The organism is Natronolimnohabitans innermongolicus JCM 12255 (assembly GCF_000337215.1).
Classification (GTDB): domain Archaea; phylum Halobacteriota; class Halobacteria; order Halobacteriales; family Natrialbaceae; genus Natronolimnohabitans; species Natronolimnohabitans innermongolicus.
Window position 1 is genome coordinate 1 of the sequence record NZ_AOHZ01000058.1, and the last position, 16,587, is coordinate 16,587.

General features: G+C 67.1%; 17 protein-coding genes. 6 read left to right on the forward strand and 11 right to left on the reverse strand.

Annotation, left to right across the window (positions count from 1 at the left end; translation table 11 throughout):
- Positions 1-59 precede the first annotated feature (59 nt).
- The 5 genes from C493_RS12400 to C493_RS12420 all read right to left on the reverse strand — a co-directional run bounded on the left by C493_RS12400 (position 60) and on the right by C493_RS12420 (position 4,801).
- Entirely contained in the window at positions 60-653 is a 594-nt protein-coding gene (locus C493_RS12400; RefSeq protein ID WP_007259790.1) for a class I SAM-dependent methyltransferase, read from the reverse strand.
- A 97-nt stretch (positions 654-750) separates the two neighbouring features.
- Positions 751-1,911, reverse strand: coding sequence for an FtsZ/tubulin family protein (locus tag C493_RS12405; protein WP_007259791.1), 1,161 nt, complete (start codon positions 1,909-1,911; stop codon positions 751-753).
- Between the two features lie 83 nt (positions 1,912-1,994).
- On the reverse strand, positions 1,995-3,056 hold the full coding sequence (gene endA, locus C493_RS12410; protein ID WP_007259792.1) for a tRNA-intron lyase: 1,062 nt from the start codon (positions 3,054-3,056) through the stop codon (positions 1,995-1,997).
- Between the two features lie 310 nt (positions 3,057-3,366).
- Positions 3,367-4,137, reverse strand: a complete 771-nt coding sequence (locus C493_RS12415; RefSeq protein ID WP_007259793.1) for a hypothetical protein — start codon at positions 4,135-4,137, stop codon at positions 3,367-3,369.
- Positions 4,138-4,222: 85 nt separating this feature from the next.
- Complete coding sequence (locus C493_RS12420; RefSeq protein WP_049889344.1) at positions 4,223-4,801, reverse strand: TlpA family protein disulfide reductase; 579 nt, start codon at positions 4,799-4,801, stop codon at positions 4,223-4,225.
- A 168-nt stretch (positions 4,802-4,969) separates the two neighbouring features.
- Between C493_RS12420 and C493_RS12425 the strand changes: the two genes are divergently transcribed.
- The gene (locus C493_RS12425; protein WP_007259795.1) at positions 4,970-5,752 is read left to right on the forward strand and encodes an HD domain-containing protein; all 783 of its coding nucleotides are present in this window, start codon (positions 4,970-4,972) and stop codon (positions 5,750-5,752) included.
- A gap of 64 nt (positions 5,753-5,816) precedes the next feature.
- On the opposite strand, the gene phnE is transcribed toward C493_RS12425, so the two are convergent.
- From phnE to C493_RS12440, 3 genes are all read right to left on the reverse strand, one after another.
- Positions 5,817-6,704, reverse strand: coding sequence for a phosphonate ABC transporter, permease protein PhnE (gene phnE / locus C493_RS12430; protein WP_007259796.1), 888 nt, complete (start codon positions 6,702-6,704; stop codon positions 5,817-5,819).
- Complete coding sequence (gene phnC / locus C493_RS12435) at positions 6,701-7,474, reverse strand: phosphonate ABC transporter ATP-binding protein (RefSeq protein ID WP_007259797.1); 774 nt, start codon at positions 7,472-7,474, stop codon at positions 6,701-6,703. The genes phnE and phnC overlap by 4 nt, the downstream gene beginning before the upstream one ends.
- 72 nt (positions 7,475-7,546) lie before the next feature.
- Positions 7,547-8,545, reverse strand: coding sequence for a PhnD/SsuA/transferrin family substrate-binding protein (locus C493_RS12440; RefSeq protein WP_007259798.1), 999 nt, complete (start codon positions 8,543-8,545; stop codon positions 7,547-7,549).
- Positions 8,546-8,745: 200 nt separating this feature from the next.
- Here C493_RS12440 and C493_RS12445 point away from each other — a divergent pair, with 200 nt between their 5' ends.
- Together C493_RS12445 and C493_RS12450 are read left to right on the forward strand one after the other, a co-directional pair.
- Positions 8,746-9,276, forward strand: a complete 531-nt coding sequence (locus C493_RS12445; RefSeq protein ID WP_007259799.1) for an AAA family ATPase — start codon at positions 8,746-8,748, stop codon at positions 9,274-9,276.
- A gap of 125 nt (positions 9,277-9,401) precedes the next feature.
- Entirely contained in the window at positions 9,402-10,577 is a 1,176-nt protein-coding gene (locus tag C493_RS12450; RefSeq protein ID WP_007259800.1) for an HD domain-containing protein, read from the forward strand.
- A gap of 346 nt (positions 10,578-10,923) precedes the next feature.
- Here the strand turns inward: C493_RS12450 and C493_RS12455 are convergent, their stop codons facing one another.
- Positions 10,924-11,232: a MazG-like family protein gene (locus C493_RS12455; RefSeq protein WP_007259801.1), complete on the reverse strand. Its 309-nt coding sequence runs from the start codon at positions 11,230-11,232 to the stop codon at positions 10,924-10,926.
- Between the two features lie 275 nt (positions 11,233-11,507).
- Between C493_RS12455 and C493_RS12460 the strand changes: the two genes are divergently transcribed.
- The 3 genes from C493_RS12460 to C493_RS12470 all read left to right on the forward strand — a co-directional run bounded on the left by C493_RS12460 (position 11,508) and on the right by C493_RS12470 (position 13,643).
- A complete protein-coding gene (locus C493_RS12460) occupies positions 11,508-12,176 on the forward strand; it encodes an inositol monophosphatase family protein (protein WP_241430897.1) in 669 nt (222 codons plus the stop codon).
- A gap of 116 nt (positions 12,177-12,292) precedes the next feature.
- Positions 12,293-12,886 carry a DJ-1/PfpI family protein gene (locus C493_RS12465; RefSeq protein ID WP_007259803.1) on the forward strand — a complete coding sequence of 198 codons (594 nt, stop codon included), beginning with the start codon at positions 12,293-12,295 and terminating at the stop codon, positions 12,884-12,886.
- Positions 12,887-12,983: 97 nt separating this feature from the next.
- Positions 12,984-13,643: an HAD family hydrolase gene (locus tag C493_RS12470; RefSeq protein WP_007259804.1), complete on the forward strand. Its 660-nt coding sequence runs from the start codon at positions 12,984-12,986 to the stop codon at positions 13,641-13,643.
- A gap of 13 nt (positions 13,644-13,656) precedes the next feature.
- On the opposite strand, the gene C493_RS12475 is transcribed toward C493_RS12470, so the two are convergent.
- Together C493_RS12475 and C493_RS12480 are read right to left on the reverse strand one after the other, a co-directional pair.
- Entirely contained in the window at positions 13,657-13,968 is a 312-nt protein-coding gene (locus C493_RS12475; RefSeq protein WP_152421157.1) for a bacteriophage holin, read from the reverse strand.
- Positions 13,969-14,084: 116 nt separating this feature from the next.
- Positions 14,085-16,502, reverse strand: a complete 2,418-nt coding sequence (locus C493_RS12480) for a DEAD/DEAH box helicase (RefSeq protein WP_007259806.1) — start codon at positions 16,500-16,502, stop codon at positions 14,085-14,087.
- Positions 16,503-16,587: the final 85 nt, after the last annotated feature.

A 16,587-nucleotide genomic window follows, 5' to 3' on the forward strand; every position in this document is an offset into this window, starting at 1 on the left:
CGTCGCTCGCCGAGTGGCGGTACCGATCGAGACGCAAAAGACGGGACGCGTCGGCGCGTTCACCGGTCGAAACACAGCGCGTAGTGATACGGCGGGATATCGACCGCCTCGGTCAGCGTGAGCTCGGACGCCGCCTCGACCGCCGCGCGAGTCGCGTCGGGCGCGAGTCGAAGTTCGGTCGGCGGGCCGCGGGCCTCGCCGTCGACCGTCGTGGTCTCTTTCGGTCGGTCTCGCCAGTTGACGACGATGAAGCTGCCGTCTTCGACGAGTACGTCGGCTATCTCCTCGACGAGGGGTGTCGGGTCGTCGACGCCGTGGAACGTGTTCGCGATCACGGCGACGTCGACGGACTCGGGGAGGTGATCCGCGAGCGACCGAGCGTCACCCTCGAGCGGAACGACGTTCTCGATCTGCTGTTGCTCGGCGATCGCCTCGAGTTCCGATAGCAGCGACGCCTCGAGATCGAGGGCATAGACCGTCCCAGGATCCACGATCCGGGCGGCTGGGAGCGCGAAGTAGCCGTCCCCGCACCCGATTTCGACGACCGTCTCGCCGCTCGAGAGGCCGAAATCTCGAAGCGTTTCGCCGGGCGTCGGCCACAGCTTTCCCCACCAGTCCCAGTCCGGTTGTCGGGTGTTTTGGAATCGGCTCACGCGCCGATATTCGGTCTTCGAGAGTTAATCTCGTCGGTCTTGGAAGTCTGGAATTGTCTCCCAGACGACACACTCGATTCGGTCGGAAGCGTTCGACTCAGTTCGTTCGAGCGCCGATGTCTCGTAGCTCCTCGAGTCGATCCGACTCCACTCCGGCCAACACCACCGCGGCGAAGACTGTCTCGGTGTCGGGTCGCGGCGCGTCGCCGCCGAGGACGCCCTCGCCGACGGTCGACTCCAGGGCGCGTCGTCCCTCCGCGATCGCCTGCCGGTTGAGCCAGTTCGGCGGGCCGCCGACGATCAGCAGACCCCGATCCGCGGTCGCGGATTCGCACTCGAGGCTCGACTTTCCGTGAATCCCCTTCCGGACGACGGTCTCGACGGCGCTGACGGCTTCTGCCGTCTCGACCTCGCGTTCGGTCGGGAGGAGACCGAGCCCGAACCTCGAGTCGGTCGTCTCGACCGTCTGGTCACCGTAGCCAAGCGCCACGACGGCCGAGCCGTTGCCCAGAACGCGCTCGAGATCGCTCGCGTCGAGAACGGTCTGTGCGACCGGCCCCTCGCCGTCGCCAGCGCCGCCGCCGGCGAAGACGGCCGTCACGCGCCTCGCCAGTTCGCGGTTACACCGATCCCGAGCGTCGGCGAGGGTCTCGCCGGGACGGAGCCACTCCTCGTTGTCGAACGCGATGATCGCGCTGGCGAGGCCGTCGAGTCGCTCGAGCGTCGAACCCGCGTACGCCGCTGCGTCGGGACGCGGCGGGCCGCCGGCGTCGGCTCGCACGCCGCCGGAGTGGGGGCTCGAGGCCGTCCCCGTTCCGTCGTCAGCGTCGGGATCGAACTCCCGGGTAGCCGGCAGCGTCGCGAGGACGTAGACGGGCGCGTCGTAGGCGCGCTGGAGCGCGGCGACGAGCGCCGGTGCGACCCCGCCGCCGGTCGCTCCGCCGAGGCCGACGGTCACGAGAACGGCATCGGCGGCGGCCGGCGACCCGCGTTCGAGCGCCTCGAGTAACTCGTCGGCGTGGGTCTCGCCGAGATCGAATCGCCGCTCGAGGTCGGCGTCGTCGCCCGTCTCGAGGCCGGTCCCCTGGCCGTAGCGGTGGCGGTGCGATTCCGGTACGACCGTTCGTTCGAGCGCGGAGTCGTCGGTATCGAAGACGAAGACGTCAGTGAGAAATCCGTGCGTCGCCGGCTCCGCGGCTCGAATCGCGTCGGCGATCCGACAGCCCGCGCCGCCGACGCCGATCACCTCGAGTTGCATGCCGGGATACTCGTTCGAGGGGGACTATCACGGTTGCGCTCGAGTGCGGACTCGAACGGAGCGTTCGGGCGGTAGAATCGCCCTCAGGGGGTCAGCCGCTCGATCGACCGCCACTCGATCCCGCCGTCGTCGTCGACCAGTGCGAACACCATCGTCTTGCGAACGCCGTGGGCGAGTCGAACGTCCAGCGCGAGGTCGCGCGGTTCGAAGACGACGCCGTCGGGGTGGACCCTGACCAGGAGTTCGGAGTGACCCAGGTCGTCGACGGACGCCACGTCCGCGTAGGTCCGGAAGTCGGCGCCGAACTTGTAGCCCGTCTTCGGGACGATATCTCGTTCTCGCAGCGCCGTGTAGACCGCCAACCGCCGGTCGAATCGCTCGCCTTCGACCTCGCGGCCGCGCTCGCGGAGGGTTTCGGGCTCGAGGGCGATCGCGCCGCGCTCGGCGAGGTAGGCCGCCTCGAGCAGCGAACACTGCAGCGTCGGCTCGTCGTACTCCCGCCCCTCGAGGGGCTGGCCGTAGAACGCCTTCTCGTAGAGTTCTAGCGGTGGGTCCCAGACGACGACGCGGTCGGCAAGCAGGTCGGCGTCGCAGTTCTCGGGGAGCGGTGCCTCGGAGGTCCCCGTCGGGTCGCGTTCGTCGACCTCGAAGTAGGTGATCTCGCTCTCCTCGTCGACCACCGCGAGGACGCCCGCCTCGAGTTCGCTCGCCGGGACGTCGGTCCGCTCGCCGATCACCCGCAGCGGGTACTCGATCTCGCCGTCGCCGGGGCCCTTCCCGCGAGGAAAGACCGCGAAGTCGACGGCGCCGGCGCCCGTCGGCGGGCTCGAGATCCACGGCTCCGCCGCGGGCGAGAGGTAGAACCCCCGCGAGCGCAGGTCCGCGTAGACCAGAAATCGGACGCCGAACTTCTCGCCCGGTTCGCGGGCGACGAACTCCCGAAATCCGAGCCGGTCGCCCGCGTCGTCGACGACCGCCTCGAGGTCGCCCCGATACAACAGGTGTGCCGCTTCGACCGGTGCGAGGGCGATCTCGTTGCCCTCGAGCGGGTAGCCGTAGCCCCGCGAATCGTGATAGCGCTGGCGCGCGTCCCGTCCGACACGGACGACGCCCGCCGCTTCGTCGAATCGCCCCTCGAGTGCCATACGCGAGTGTTGGACGGGCGCGCCTAAGTGGCTGCGGATCGCCTTCCCGTCGTCGCCGTGTGGTCCGTCATCAGTAGCGGTAGCGGCAGTCGAGTACGAACACCCGATTCGACCATCTTGAAAGCCCCTGGCCCGCTCCAGTCGCGGGACTCGCCGTGGTCCTCACCTCACTTCGTTCGGTTGCGGTCCTCGCGTCGTCCGGCTTCCCGGACCGGGCCAGCCCCTTTCAGTCCCACCCACCGCAGCGGCTGTTCGGGCGGCTGTAGCGCAGTGGTTGGTCCCGCGCCGAGCGGCACGTCGTGACTGGGACTCAGTCGTCGGCCGCGGGCTCGGCCTCGAGCGACCGCGCCAGACCCCGTTCACACGTCGCGTCGAGACAGCGCGTGCCGCTGCGGGTCTCGAAGGTAGGGAGCCCACAGCCGCACTCGCCGTCGACGACGCCGGCGGGAACGGCGAAGCCGGTGTCGCAGTCGGGGTAATGCTCGCAGCCGGCGATGAGGCCGCCGCGACGGAGGATCCGCAGGTCGCCGTCACACTCGGGTTCGGGGCAGTCCCACTCGCGGTCGAACGCTTCGCGAACGGCCACGTCGAGGGACTCACAGGATCGATCCAGACAGACGTCGAAAGCGAGGCCGCGCTCGACGCGCATTCGCGGCAGGCCGCAGTCGCACTGTCCGTCGCGGATCGTCGCATCCGACGGAATGCCGTAGCGCGTTCCGCAGTCGACGCAGTGGACGCCGCTCGAGCGCACCAGCGTGCCGCCGCAGTCCGAACAGGTCCCGACGGGCGTCCCGGCGGCCGACGCCGGATAGTGGGCGAAGCCGTCCTGTTCGTGGGCGGCGATCCGAAGCGTCTGGGTGTCCTTTTTCGCCAGCAGCGTGAAATCGCCAGCCCGGTCGCTCGAGACGCTGTCGGCGCGGGTCAACCACGCAACGGGCTGGTAGCCGTCGCTGTCGTGGACCAGAACGGTGTTGTCGGGTTTAACGATCGTCGTCACTCGGCCGCGGTACTCCTCGCGGTCGCCGTTCTCCGCGATGACGGTACAATCTCCCGCGAGCACGCGAATCGCGTCGTCGATCATGGACGGTCTGGCCGCGGGATGGTATTTAAACTCGAGGCTGGTCACGCGCTCCGCGACGGACGGTCTCGATACTACGGCGACGGGTTCAGCCGTCGCTCGCCTCGAGGGCGGTCTCGACGCCGCTGATCAGGTTGTTCGGCGTCGTCCCCTGTTCGTCACGCCAGTGGACCTCGCCCGCGCCGTCGACGGCGAACGTCGTCGGCGTGCCGTCGACGTCGTAGCGGTCGAACACCGCCCCCTCATCGTCGACGCCGACGGTCCAGTCGCCGTCCTGTTCGGCCCACCAGTCGGCCAGTTCGTCCGCCGATTGGGATCCTCCGGAACTCTCGTCGATGACGGTCAGCACGTGCACGTCGCCGTCGAGTCCCACGTCGTAGGTCTCCGCGAGGCGATCTCTGGCCTCCCCGACGCGCGGGAGCATCCCGCGGCTCGTCGGACACGTGGTCCGAACGCAGTTGACGAGCTGTACCTGTCCGTCGTCGGGGATCGTCACGGTCCCCGCGTCGCTTCCGGGAGCGTCGACGGTCGTAACCTCGAGCGTGTCGTCTTCACTGGTGTCGCTGTCGTCGTCGCCCTCACTGTCGCCGTCGCCGTCGTCGTCGAGACAGCCGGCCAGAGCTACCAGCGCCAGCGTCACACCCGCAACGAACGATCGTCGATCCATGTCGATCATCGTCCTCGAGACGCGAATCTGTCCCGCTCGAGTTCGACTGACGGCGCGATTCCGGGTGTGTGTTTCCCTTGCGTCGTTCGCCGCCTCGAGTGCGCTCGAGCGACCGTCGCGACCGAGACGCGACAGTGTCTTTTAGTCGGTCTTCTTGAACGACACCGTATGGACGCGTTCGATCACGAGCATAGTGACCGAGGGTCGGCGAAGACGGATCCCGTTCGGCACCTCGAGACGCTCGAGGACGAGGTCGCGACGCTGAAGCGACGGCTCCGGTCGGCGGACAGCGACGGCGACGCCGACACGAACGTCGACGCGGCGACAACCGATCTCCGCGCTCGATTCGAAGCCGCCGCCGGCGAACTCCAGGCGGCCGTCGCGGCGGCAAACGGCGGTCACGAACCGATCAACAGACGAACCGGCGGAACGATCACGCCGCTCGAGCCGGTTCCCGCCGACGTCGCGCTCGCCGACATCGCCCACGCGCTCGCCAACCTGACACGGTTTACGGGACAGGGCCGAGACCACTACAGCGTGGCGCGCCACGCCGTCCACGTCAGCCACGAGGTTGAAGCGCGTGGCGGCAGTCCAGATGCGATCCGCTGGGGACTGCTCCACGACGCCACCGAAGCCTACCTCGCGGACGTCCCCGCGCCGGTCAAGCGCAGCCTCCCGGGGTACACCCACGCCGAATCGGAACTCGCGGCGGCGGTCCGGGACGCGTTCGAAATAGAGCTCTCGAGGGCCGAGCGACGACTCGTCCACGCAGCCGACAAGGCCGTCGGCCGGGACGAACTGGCTCGCCACTTCCCCGACGGCGGGTTCGAGCGACCGGCTCTCGAGTTCGACGCGGACGCGCTCGAACGCGAGTGGCGGACGGGCGCGGCCTCGAGCGATACGGAACGATTCGTAGACCGGGCGAACGAACTCGATATCGAGTGCGACTAGTTCGTGCGACGTCTCGAGTACCGGTCGAAATCAGACGCGAAACGATCGAAAACGGGAGAGTACGTTACTTCAGCACCGATTCAGCCATCCGCTGTGGCAGGCCGAGAACGAGCGCGACCAGTCCGTCCGCTTCCTCGTCGTCGCGGAGGTACGAGCGGAGTTGCTGGCTGGCCATCTCGACGAGGACGATCAACACGAGGACGACGACGATACCGGCCATCATGTCTCCGTAGGCCCGCATTCCCTGTCGAGCCTGGATGATGTATCCGATACCGCCGCCGCCGAGCAGTCCGAGCGTAACGGCCTGCCGGACGTTCACCTCGAAGATGTACAGCGTCCACGCGATAAACGACGTCTTGACCTGACTCAACATCCCGAAGATGACCGTCTGCGACTGGGAGGCTCCCGTCGTTTCCATCGCTTCGATCGGCCCCGTTTTGACCTCCTCGAGTTCGTCCGTGAAGAGTCGGCCGAGATTGCCGATCGTGCTCACCGCGACGGCAATCGTCGCCGTTACCGCAGACAGTCCCGCGAGCGGGACGAAGATCAGGAACCAGATCAGCGCCGGAATCGCCCGCGAGATGCCCATGATCGTCCTGAACAGGAAGTTAAACGGGAACGGCATGACCCGTCCGCTTCCGAGGACGCCGAGCAACAGGGCGAGCGGTACGCCCATGACCGTTCCGGCGAAGCCGATCGCCAGCGTGATTCCGGATTCGCGGAAGAGATTCGCCTCTCCGATGAACTCCCAGTTCGGGGTGTACCGCTGGAGCCGATCGACGAACGTCGGCAGCTGGTTGACGAGATCGCCGACCGAGAAGTTGATCAACAGCAGCGAGCCGTAGAACGCGGCGGCGAAGGCGACCGCCAGCAACGCGTACGTAACCCACCGAATCCGGCGCGTTAGTTTGATCTTCTCGAGGCGCTGCTCGAGTGTGGAGTCCGTACTCATCGTACCGCCTCGGTCGTGGTGTCGGTGTCGTCTCCGGAGAGGAACTGTTCCATATCGATTCCGCCGTAGATGTCGTCGATCACGTCGAACGTGAGGTCGTCGCGATAGCCGTCGAAGACGAGCTGGCCGTCGGCGAGGCCGATAAACCGCTGTCCGAACTGGCGGGCGAGGTTGACCTGGTGGAGGCTGATCATCGCCGTCAACCCTCGCTCGTCGGCCGCCTCGAGGAGATATCGCATCACGTCCTGAGCGCTTCCTGGATCGAGGCTCGCGACCGGCTCGTCGGCCAGGATGATGTCCGGGTTCTGAACGAGCGCGCGGGCGATTCCGACGCGCTGTTGTTGTCCGCCGCTCATCTGTCCGGCGCGCTGTTCTGCCTCGTCGAGCAACCCGACCGTTTCGAGGGCGTCGAGCGCCTGGAGCTTGTCCTCCCGGTCGTGAGTTCGAAGGAGGCTCGTCGCCAGCCCGGTCCGTCCCAGCGCGCCGCTAAGCGCGTTCGAGTACGCGCTCATTCCGTCGATGATGTTGTGTTGCTGAAACACCATCGCGATCTCTTCTCGAGGCGAGACGACGGGCCCGTCCTGAATCACTACCTGTCCCTCCGTGGGCTCTGTGAGTCCGTTAACACACCTGAGAAGGGTTGACTTCCCCGACCCCGAGATTCCGAGAACGACGGTGAACTCACCCTCGTTGATCTCGAACGAGACGTCGTCGAGCGCGACCGTGTCCCCGTACTCTTTCGTAAGGTTCTCTACACGAATGCCGGCCATTATTGTACTCTCTATCTGGTGTTGCTGGCTGCCTGTTTAATCGCCGTCGAAATCTGCGGACGGTACTCCCGGTTAGTCGTCGAAGTCCTCGAACTCGAGGCCGAGGTCGTCGAAGACGTCGTAGACGTACTGGTAGTCGTCGCGGTCGGCCTCGTCGATACCCGTAAACCAGAGTTCGTAGTCCTCGTCGGTTCCCTCCGGAATGAGGTCCTCCTCTTCGGCGTCGAACAGCGCCTGTTCGATGTCGTCGCGGGCCGGGTCGTCCCAGTCGCTACGGGCCATGATCGGCGCTCGAGTCAGCGACTCCGAGACGTCGAGCAATCGCAGCTCCGGATTGTCGTCGTCGTCGATGTCGCTGCCGGCGCCCTCGTACTCGGCCGAGTGTTCGACGAACTCCTCGTAGTCGTCGAACTGTTCTTGCGGGATCTGCCCTGCGGAGGCGAACGCGCCGGTCGCCGCCGCGACGATGTCCGGGTCGTCCTCTAGCTGTTCGCGCGCCGTGTCGTGGTCGCCCGCGACGTTGATGTCTAGATCGGGCGCGTCCTGCGTGTTCGGGAAGTCGCCGATATCGAGGCCCGCTTCCTGGAGCATCAGCGCCGGCACGAGCGTTCCGCTCACCGAGAGCTGCGAGCCGACGGCGATCTGTTCGCCCTCGAGGTCGGCGAGCTCCTCGATATCGCTGTCCGGAAGCGTCACGATCGTCGAGAAGTACTGGTTACCGCCGAACGCCGTTCGCATCCCGATAACGTCCGCGAACCCGTCCCCGCCGGGGACGCCCGTCGGCGAGGTGTCGGCGAGCTCTCCCTGATCGGTCTCGAGCGCTTCGAGCGTTTCGACGTAGCTCCCCGCGGGCTCGAGGTCGATCTCCTCGCCCGTTTCGTCCTCGAGGTACTCCTTCATCGGCGTGTACTCTTCGACGATGTCGGTCTGCTCTTCCGCCGGGTTAAGAATGAACCTGATGCCGTGGTCGGTCTCGCCCAGACAGCCGGCGAGCCCCGCGATCGACGCCCCACCCGCGACTTTCAGAAACGTTCGTCGACTGCTTCCCCCAAACCGTTCGTGCTGGACCATGCGTAGTACGAATTCTGGAACACGATAAAAACAGTGATAGTTCTGTTACCAGCGTCTACCGTGGTGTCACTACCTGTATTGACCGGTATATATTCTGATGATATTCGAATTAGAGGATCGAATCCCGGCGCTGTCCGGCAATTTCGGCCGCTATCGACCGAAACCGGTCGGATTTAGTACCGCTGCCTCGAGGAGCCACTGTGGCCCGTCCAACGCTGCTCGTCTACTGTGGCTTGCCGGGCGTCGGCAAGTCGATGGCCTCCGAGTACACCGCAGAACGGTACCCGGCGACCCGCTATCGCAGCGACGCCGTCCGCAAGGAACTCTTCCCCGACCCCGAGTACACCAGCGCCGAGAGCGACGCGACCTACGCCGAACTGCTCGCTCGAGCCCGTTCGGACCTCGAGTCGGGCACCGACGTCGTCCTCGACGCGACCTTCCGCCGGAAGGCCCGCCGCGAGCAGGCGGCGGCGGTCGCCGACGAGGTCGACGCCGACGTCCTGTTCGTCCGCGTCACCTGCTCGCTCGAGGTCGTCGAGGAACGGATCCGCGCGCGGACGGACACGATCAGCGACGCCGGCTTCGAACAGCACTTGCAGCTTCGCGATTCCTTCGAGCCCATCGAACGCGACCACGTCGAGATCGACAACTCGGGGACGATCGCGGAGACGCGGGCGCAACTCGACGAGCGGGTGCTGTCGACGCCGCCGGCCGAACGTGCGACGCGCTGATCGACGTTCGACGTCGTAGCGGCGAGTTTTCCCGCTGTTTCGGCCGAGAGTCGCCCCATCGGCGACGAGCGACCGGCCCGAACCACGGCTGCTAAGGCGTTCGTCTCGAGAGTACCGGCATCCAGATGACGACGATCAAGGACAGCGTTCACGACTACATCGAACTCGATCCGACCGCGGAGGCGCTGCTCGACACGGCCGAAATGCAGCGCCTGCGCGCCGTCCGACAGCTGAGTACGGTCCAGCTCGTCTACCCCTCGGCGAACCACACGCGCTTCGAGCACAGCCTCGGCGTCTACCACCTCGCCTCGCGGGCCGTCGACCGCCTCGAGCTCGAGGCCGACCTCGCCGAGCGCCTGCGCGCGGCCGCGCTGGTCCACGACGTCGGCCACGGGCCCTTTGGCCACCAGACCGAGGCGGCCATCGAGCGCCACCTCGGGCGCCACCACGACGAGATCGAGTGGCTGCTGACCGACAGCGAACTCGGCGACGTGCTCGAGGCTCGGGGGCTCGACCCGGAAGCCGTCGCGGCGACCGTCGACGGCCGCGGCCCGCTCGGCGAACTGGTCTCCGGGCCGCTGGACGTCGACCGCCTCGATTACCTCGTCCGGGACGCCCACCACACCGGCGTTCCCTACGGCACGATCGACCACGCGCGGCTGCTCTACTCCCTGCGGATCGTCGACGGTGACCTCGCCTTAGAGGCCGGCGACGTCGCGACCGCCGAGAGCGCGCTGATCGCGCGGACGCTGATGAACGCGACCGTCTACCGCCACCACGTCTCCCGGATCGCGGGCGCGATGCTCGACCGCGCCAGCGAGCGCGTCCTCGCCGACGGCGCCGTCGATCCCGACCGATTCGCCCGACTGACCGACGCCGAACTCCTCGCGGTCCTCGAGGACCACGAACCGACGGCCGACATCGGGACCCGACTGCAGGAACGACGTCTCTACAAGCGCGCGATCTGGGCCCGTCGCGACGACGTCCCCGATCGCTTCGTCGGCCTCGCGTACGATCGCACGCGCAACCTCGAGCGCGAGATCGCCGAAATCGCGGGCGTCGACCCCGCGGCCGTGATCGTCGACAGCCCCTCCGAACCGAGTTCGCCCGAATCGCGGGCCCGGATCGTCGTCGACGGCGAGTTACGGCGACTCGAGGAACGCTCTTCGCTCGTCGCCGGGCTCGACGCCTGCGCACGCGAGATCTGGCGGCTGGGGGTTTACGCCCGGCCGGACGCGGTCGACGCGGTACAGGAGGCCGCGGCAGACGTGCTCGAAGTCGAAGCCGACGTGGTGCCGTAGCTGTCGTTCCCAGTTTCGTCGGTCACGGATGATTCCGGCTCGATCGAACTACGTACGGTGGCGCGCGCTGGCGACGTACCCGAGCACTGCGAGGGTGCGTCGCTGACGATGCGCGAGGGATGAGTGAGCGACCGAAGGGAGTGAGCGAATCGGTTGGGGAGGACGTGGACATTCCGTGTTGCCACGTGAGGTGGCGGTTCGCCAAATTCCTCTCATCGAATTCCCCTCATCGAATTCCTCTCATCGAATTCTCGAGTACATCGCAGCGAACGAACGCGGTCGACTATCCGCCGGGAACCGGTCCGTCCTCGAGTCGATCCCTTGTCTCGCCGTTCGCTCCGTCTCGTTACTCGCCTGATCCCGGCGTCTCGCCGCCGTCCAGTCGCCGCTCGTACTTCTCGAGTGCTTCCTCGAGCGCCGCCTCGGCATCGATCTCGAGCGCGTCGGCCAACGCGAGCGTCGCGAACAGGACGTCGCCGATCTCGTCGGATTCGAGTTCCAGATCGCCCGGTGCGTCGCCGTAGCCGGTCGACGTATTGGCGTCCTTCCCGAGTTCGCCGACCTCCGAAACGAGGTCGAGCAGTCTGAACTCGGGCGGCGTCTCGAGGTCGTGTCGCTCGACGAACGCGGCGACGGCTTCTTGGTGGTCGTCCATACTCGCTCCTCGAACGACATCGATACAAATCGCACGGAATCAGCTTGTCCCAATACTAAACTGGTCGTCAGTAAACAACGTCAAGTACGGACCGTCCGAATTCCAGCGGACGTGACCACCGTCGACGAACTCGAGCGGACCGCGATCGAAGCCTGCGTGTCGGGTGGAACGTACCTGCGCGACGCCTACCGCAGCGGGGAGACCGAGGCGGATCGATCGGCCCACGACGTCAAATCCAGCGCCGACACCGGCGCGGAGCGCGGATTCTCGAGGTCATCGAGGCCCGACACCCCGACCATCCCGTCGCCACCGAGGAGTCCGGCCACCACGCGGGCGACGGCGACTACACCTGGCTCGTCGACCCGCTGGACGGGACGAACAACTTCGAAGCGGGCCTGCCGTCGTTCGCGTCGGCGGTGACGGTCCTCGAGTCCGATACCGAAACGGACGCCACTCCGCTCGAGCCAGCGGGCAAAACCGTCCTCGGCGTCGTCTACGTCCCGTTGCTCGACGACCGCTACGTCGCCCGCCACGACGCGGGCGTTCGGTACGATGGACGGCGGGTCGAACCGACCGACGACGGGGCCGCCCCGGCGCCCGAGACGGCCACCGTCGCCTCCGTCATCGGCCACGACGTGAAACGAAATTCCGAACAGGCCGCCGTCTCCGAATCGATCAACCGGGCGCTCGAGGCCCGCTGCAAGCGCCGCCTCGAGAGCTGGAGTCCGACGGTCCACTGGGGGCTGCTCGCCCGGCGACGACTGGACGGCGTCGTCTGCTACCGACCGGATCGGGCAGAGCAACTGCTCGGCGAGCTGTTCGCCCGCGAGAGCGGACTGGCGACCGAATCGGGCGAGACGGCCGACGGCGGGACCTGGTTCGTCGCCGCCGGAACCGAACCCGTCTTCGACGCGCTGTGCGAGGTCGTCGACGAAACGGTTTGACCTCGGCGCGTGGCTCGATATCCTCGATTTCCCCGATTTCGACCGATAACGGCTACCGAGACGATCCGGTACAGTCCGGCACAACGCGTTTATCCCGCGGCGGCGACCGTCAGACCATGACGGATACTACCGCCGAGATCGTGCTGTTCGACGGCGTCGACGAACTGGACGCGATCGGTCCCTACGAGGTCTTCGAGAACGCCGCCCAGGCCGGCGCGTCCCTCGAGACGAACCTGGTCACGCTCGAGGAGACCGATCTGGTAACTGCGAGCCACGACCTGCGCGTCGAACCGCAGGGAACGCTCGGCCAGCCCGACATCCTGATCGTCCCCGGCGGCGGCTGGACGACCGCCAACGAGGGCGTTCGCGCCGTCGTCGAGGACGGCCGGCTTCCGGACGCGGTCGACGAACGCTACGCCGACGGCGCGACGGTCGCTTCGGTCTGTACCGGCGCGATGATCCTCGCCGAGGCGGATCTGCTCGAGGGGCGGCCGGCGACGACGCATCCGGTCGCCGTCGAGGACCTCGAGGCCCACGCGGCGAACGTGGTCGACGAGCGGGTCGTCGACGACGGCGACGTGTTGACCGCCGGCGGCGTCACCGCGGGACTCGACCTGGCGCTGTGGCTGGTCGAACGGGAGTTCGGAGAAGACGTCTCGAGCGAGGTTAGCGAGGAGATGGCCTACGAACGCGGCGAGATCTTCGGGTGATCGGTTTCGGTTTCTCTTCGGCCGCCGCTCAACCCGTCTCCGAATCGGTTGCTCCTTGCCAAACGGCTATCCGTGACCGCCGGGTACCCCGGCCCACATGAGCGCAGTGTTGTTCGACATGGACGGCGTCCTCGTCGACAGCGAGGACTACTGGGTCGAGTTCGAACGCGACGAACTCTTTCCCGACGCCGTCCCCCACGCGGACGTCGACCTCGCCGAGACGAGCGGGATGAACTTCCGGGAGATCTACGACTACCTCGAGGCCGAGTACGGGACGGCGATCGCTCGATCGGAGTGGATCGACCGGTTCGACGCCGCCGCCGAGGAGATCTACACCGAGCGCGTCGAACTCCTGGACGGACTCCGCGACCTGCTCGCGGAACTCGAGACCGCGGGCGTCCCGACGGCCGTCGTCTCCTCGTCGCCACACGACTGGATCAGGACCGTTCTCGAGCGCTTCGACCTCGAGGGCGAGTTCGATCGCGTGATCAGCGCCGACGATATCGACGCGGCGAGCAAGCCCGAACCGGACGTCTTCGAGTACGCGGCCGACGAGATGGGCGTTCCCGCAGAAGAGTGCGTCGTCGTCGAGGACTCCGAAAACGGCATCGTGGCGGCCGATCGAGCCGACGCGGCCGTCGTCGCCTACCGGATCGACGCCCACGGCGACATCGATCGGTCGCCGGCCGACGAGATCGTCGATTCGCCGGCCGAGCTACGGGAGACGGTCCTCGAGCGGGCGACGGAGAACGAGTGAGCTGCGAACCGCGTCAGTAACTGCGACGGAACGCGTTGTAGAGCCAGCCGACGACGACGCCGAAGACGAAGCCGTCGAGGGCGGCCCAGACGGTGCCGGCGACCGTTCCGCCCTGTCCTTTTTCGAAGCCGGGATAGACGTCGGCAAAGAGGAGGCGCCAGCGCTCGGCGACGCCGTATCGGGAGAGGACGCCGACGAGCCCGATGGTGGCCGCCATCGTCGTTCCGAGGGAGAGCCCGAACGCGATCGGATCGAGGTCGGAACTCCGCTCGTCGGTCGATACCATCGCCGGTGCCGGTTCGCGCGGCTCGTTCTGTGATTGCATCACCGGCGCATTTGCTCGCCCGGCGGAAAGTACTGCGACCCGCGAATTCCGGGACGGCTCGAGGAACGAGGCTCGAGCGATCCGGCAGTCGTCTCGGGATTGCGGTCGTCTCGAGATCAGACCACGTCGACCGTCCGCGTCTCCTCGATCGGGAGCAACGGCTCCTCGGGGAAGGCGACGCTGACGGTAAACTCGAGTGCGTCCGCGTCGGCGCCAAAGACGCCCACGGGGACGGTGTCCTCGGTGCGAAGGTAGGTGTTCGTGCTCGTCATCTCGACGCCGTCGTCGGGAACATCCGTTCCCGGCTGGCTCGAGGCGGCGTCGCTCTCGCCGTCGGTCACGGTCACGCGAATCCCGGCTCGAGCGGGTTCGCCCACGTTGCGGACGGTTACCTCACAGACGTCGTTCTCGCCGACCGCGATCGTTTCGGGGAACTCGCCCCAGTCGATTTCGACGGCGGGCAGCGACTGGGCACCCTCGTAGACGCGCTCGGCGATCCCCTCCGAGAGACCGGCGTCGACGAGCCCCGAGATGCCGGCGTCGACGACGTCGCCGGGGGTCGAGAGCCCCTCCGCGGAGAGCTTGCTCGCCCGACCCGCGGCGACGCTGTCGATGGCCGTCAGGCCGACCGCGTCCCGCGAGACGCCGTCTTCGATCCGGGCCTCGACGCGGCGGGCGAGGTTCGCGGCGTGTGGCCCCGCGAGCCGGTCGAGGAACGCGCCGAGCGCCGAGAGCAGCCGCGTCGCGTTGCGCTGGATCACCCAGGCGTCGCTGGCCAGTTCCGTGGGGATCTTCCCGTTGGCGGCGCCCCGGAGGATCGCCAGCACCTTCCGCTGGCCGGCCTCGAGATCGCCGGTCTCCCGGCCGACCAGCACCGCGCTGATCGCGTCGCGTTCGGACTGGCGGGCCGAGACGGAGTCGAACTCCTCGGCGGTCGCGACCGCCTCGAGGAGGTCGTCGGCCGCGAGCGCGTCGTCGTCGGCGTTCGCCCGGTCGCAGAGTTCGGCGAACGTCGCCGCCGTCTCGAGGCGCAGGTAGTACTTCGAGGCCAGCACGCCCCGCGGCGTCGACTCGATCGAGAGGTCTTCGGAGTCCATCTCGACGAACCCCCGATCGACCAGATCCTCGAGGCAGTCCCGGACGCGTCCCCGGAGGTTCGGGAAGTCGTATTCTTCGGGTTTCGACTGGCCGCGGACGTAGTAGAAGGTCGTCTCGAGCCAGTCCATCACCTCGTCTAAGCTGGTGATCGTCCCCATCGCGATTTCTGCGTTGAGGTGGGTCGCTAAGGTTTCGGCGAGGCGGGACTCGATCTCCTTGCCGTCGCGCAGGAGGCGACGGTACTTGTCGGCGTCCGCGCCGTCACAGACCACGTAGCCGTGGCCGACGTCGTCGTACCCGGGCCGACCCGCGCGCCCGAGCATCTGGAGGACGTCCAGCGGGCTCATGTCGACTTCCCCCTCGAGGGGGTCGTGGATCTTCGTGTCCCGGATCACGACGCAGCGCGCGGGGAGGTTGACGCCCCACGCGAGCGTCGACGTCGAGAAGAGCAGTTCGATGTGGCCCTCCTTGAACCACTCCTCGACGAGGTCGCGTTCGTCCTTCGAGAGCCCCGCGTGGTGGAAGGCGACGCCGTCGAGGACGGAGTTGCGCAGCGTGTCGTTCTCGAGGGTTTCTTTCAGGTCTGTATGAAAATCGTACTCGCCGCGGACGCCCATCGGAATGTCGCGCTCGGCGATCTCGTCTCTGGCCTTCTTGGCCGCCTGGACGGTGTCCTGACGCGAGGAGACGAAAACGAGCGCCTGCCCGTCGTCACGGAGGTGGGGTTCGGCGAGGTCGACCGCTCGATACAGGCGGCGGTACTTGTCCGCGAAGGCGTTGTCGCCGTGCGTGTAGGTCTTGACGCCCGCGTTGAGATCGACGGGGCGGTACTCGTCGCCGAACTCGAAGGTGGTCTCCTCGGGCGCGTCGAGCCACGCGGCCACGTCGTCGACGTTCGGCATTGTCGCTGAGAGCGCGACGACGCGGGGCTCACAGAGCCGTCGGAGGCGAGAGATCGTGACCTCGAGCACCGATCCTCTGCGGTCCGCATCCAGCAGGTGGACCTCGTCGATGACGCAGACGTCGATGTCGGTGACGAAGTCGTACCGCCGCGAATCGTGTTTCCGGGTCGCCGAGTCGAGCTTCTCGGGGGTCATCACGAGGATGTCCGCACGCCGCGCGCGGCGGGGGTTCAGGTCCCGTTCGCCCGTCACGACGTACACCGAGTAATCCAACTCCTCGAATCGGTCCCAGTCGTCTTCCTTCTCGTTGGTCAGGGCTCGCAGCGGCGCGATAAAGAGCGCGGTGCCGCCCTCCGCGAGCGTCTTACAGATCGCCAGCTCCGCCAGCGCGGTCTTGCCCGAGGCCGTCGGCGCGCTCGCGACGACGTTTTCCTCGGACTCGAGCAGCGCTGGCAACGCCTCGCGTTGCATTCGGTTGAACGACTCGAAGGCGAAGGCGTCGGCAAATTCGGGGAGAACCTCGGCGACCTCCATCACACGGAAACGGGAAGCGCCGGGTGAAAGGCGTTTCTGTCGAGTCCTCGCGCGAGTCGGTTGGTTCGATCGCCGATTCGACTCC

Excerpts from the sequence above, each read along its gene's own strand:
- C493_RS12465 (WP_007259803.1), top strand. The coding sequence starts at position 12,293 with ATGACGGATACTACCGCCGAGATCGTGCTGTTCGACGGCGTCGACGAA.
- C493_RS12455 (WP_007259801.1), bottom strand. The coding sequence starts at position 11,232 with ATGGACGACCACCAAGAAGCCGTCGCCGCGTTCGTCGAGCGACACGAC.
- C493_RS12450 (WP_007259800.1), top strand. The coding sequence starts at position 9,402 with ATGACGACGATCAAGGACAGCGTTCACGACTACATCGAACTCGATCCG.
- endA (WP_007259792.1), bottom strand. The coding sequence starts at position 3,056 with ATGGCACTCGAGGGGCGATTCGACGAAGCGGCGGGCGTCGTCCGTGTC.
- C493_RS12425 (WP_007259795.1), top strand. The coding sequence starts at position 4,970 with ATGGACGCGTTCGATCACGAGCATAGTGACCGAGGGTCGGCGAAGACG.
- C493_RS12405 (WP_007259791.1), bottom strand. The coding sequence starts at position 1,911 with ATGCAACTCGAGGTGATCGGCGTCGGCGGCGCGGGCTGTCGGATCGCC.
- C493_RS12470 (WP_007259804.1), top strand. The coding sequence starts at position 12,984 with ATGAGCGCAGTGTTGTTCGACATGGACGGCGTCCTCGTCGACAGCGAG.
- phnE (WP_007259796.1), bottom strand. The coding sequence starts at position 6,704 with ATGAGTACGGACTCCACACTCGAGCAGCGCCTCGAGAAGATCAAACTA.
- C493_RS12420 (WP_049889344.1), bottom strand. The coding sequence starts at position 4,801 with ATGGATCGACGATCGTTCGTTGCGGGTGTGACGCTGGCGCTGGTAGCT.
- C493_RS12475 (WP_152421157.1), bottom strand. The coding sequence starts at position 13,968 with ATGCAATCACAGAACGAGCCGCGCGAACCGGCACCGGCGATGGTATCG.
- C493_RS12440 (WP_007259798.1), bottom strand. The coding sequence starts at position 8,545 with ATGGTCCAGCACGAACGGTTTGGGGGAAGCAGTCGACGAACGTTTCTG.
- C493_RS12415 (WP_007259793.1), bottom strand. The coding sequence starts at position 4,137 with ATGATCGACGACGCGATTCGCGTGCTCGCGGGAGATTGTACCGTCATC.
- phnC (WP_007259797.1), bottom strand. The coding sequence starts at position 7,474 with ATGGCCGGCATTCGTGTAGAGAACCTTACGAAAGAGTACGGGGACACG.
- C493_RS12480 (WP_007259806.1), bottom strand. The coding sequence starts at position 16,502 with ATGGAGGTCGCCGAGGTTCTCCCCGAATTTGCCGACGCCTTCGCCTTC.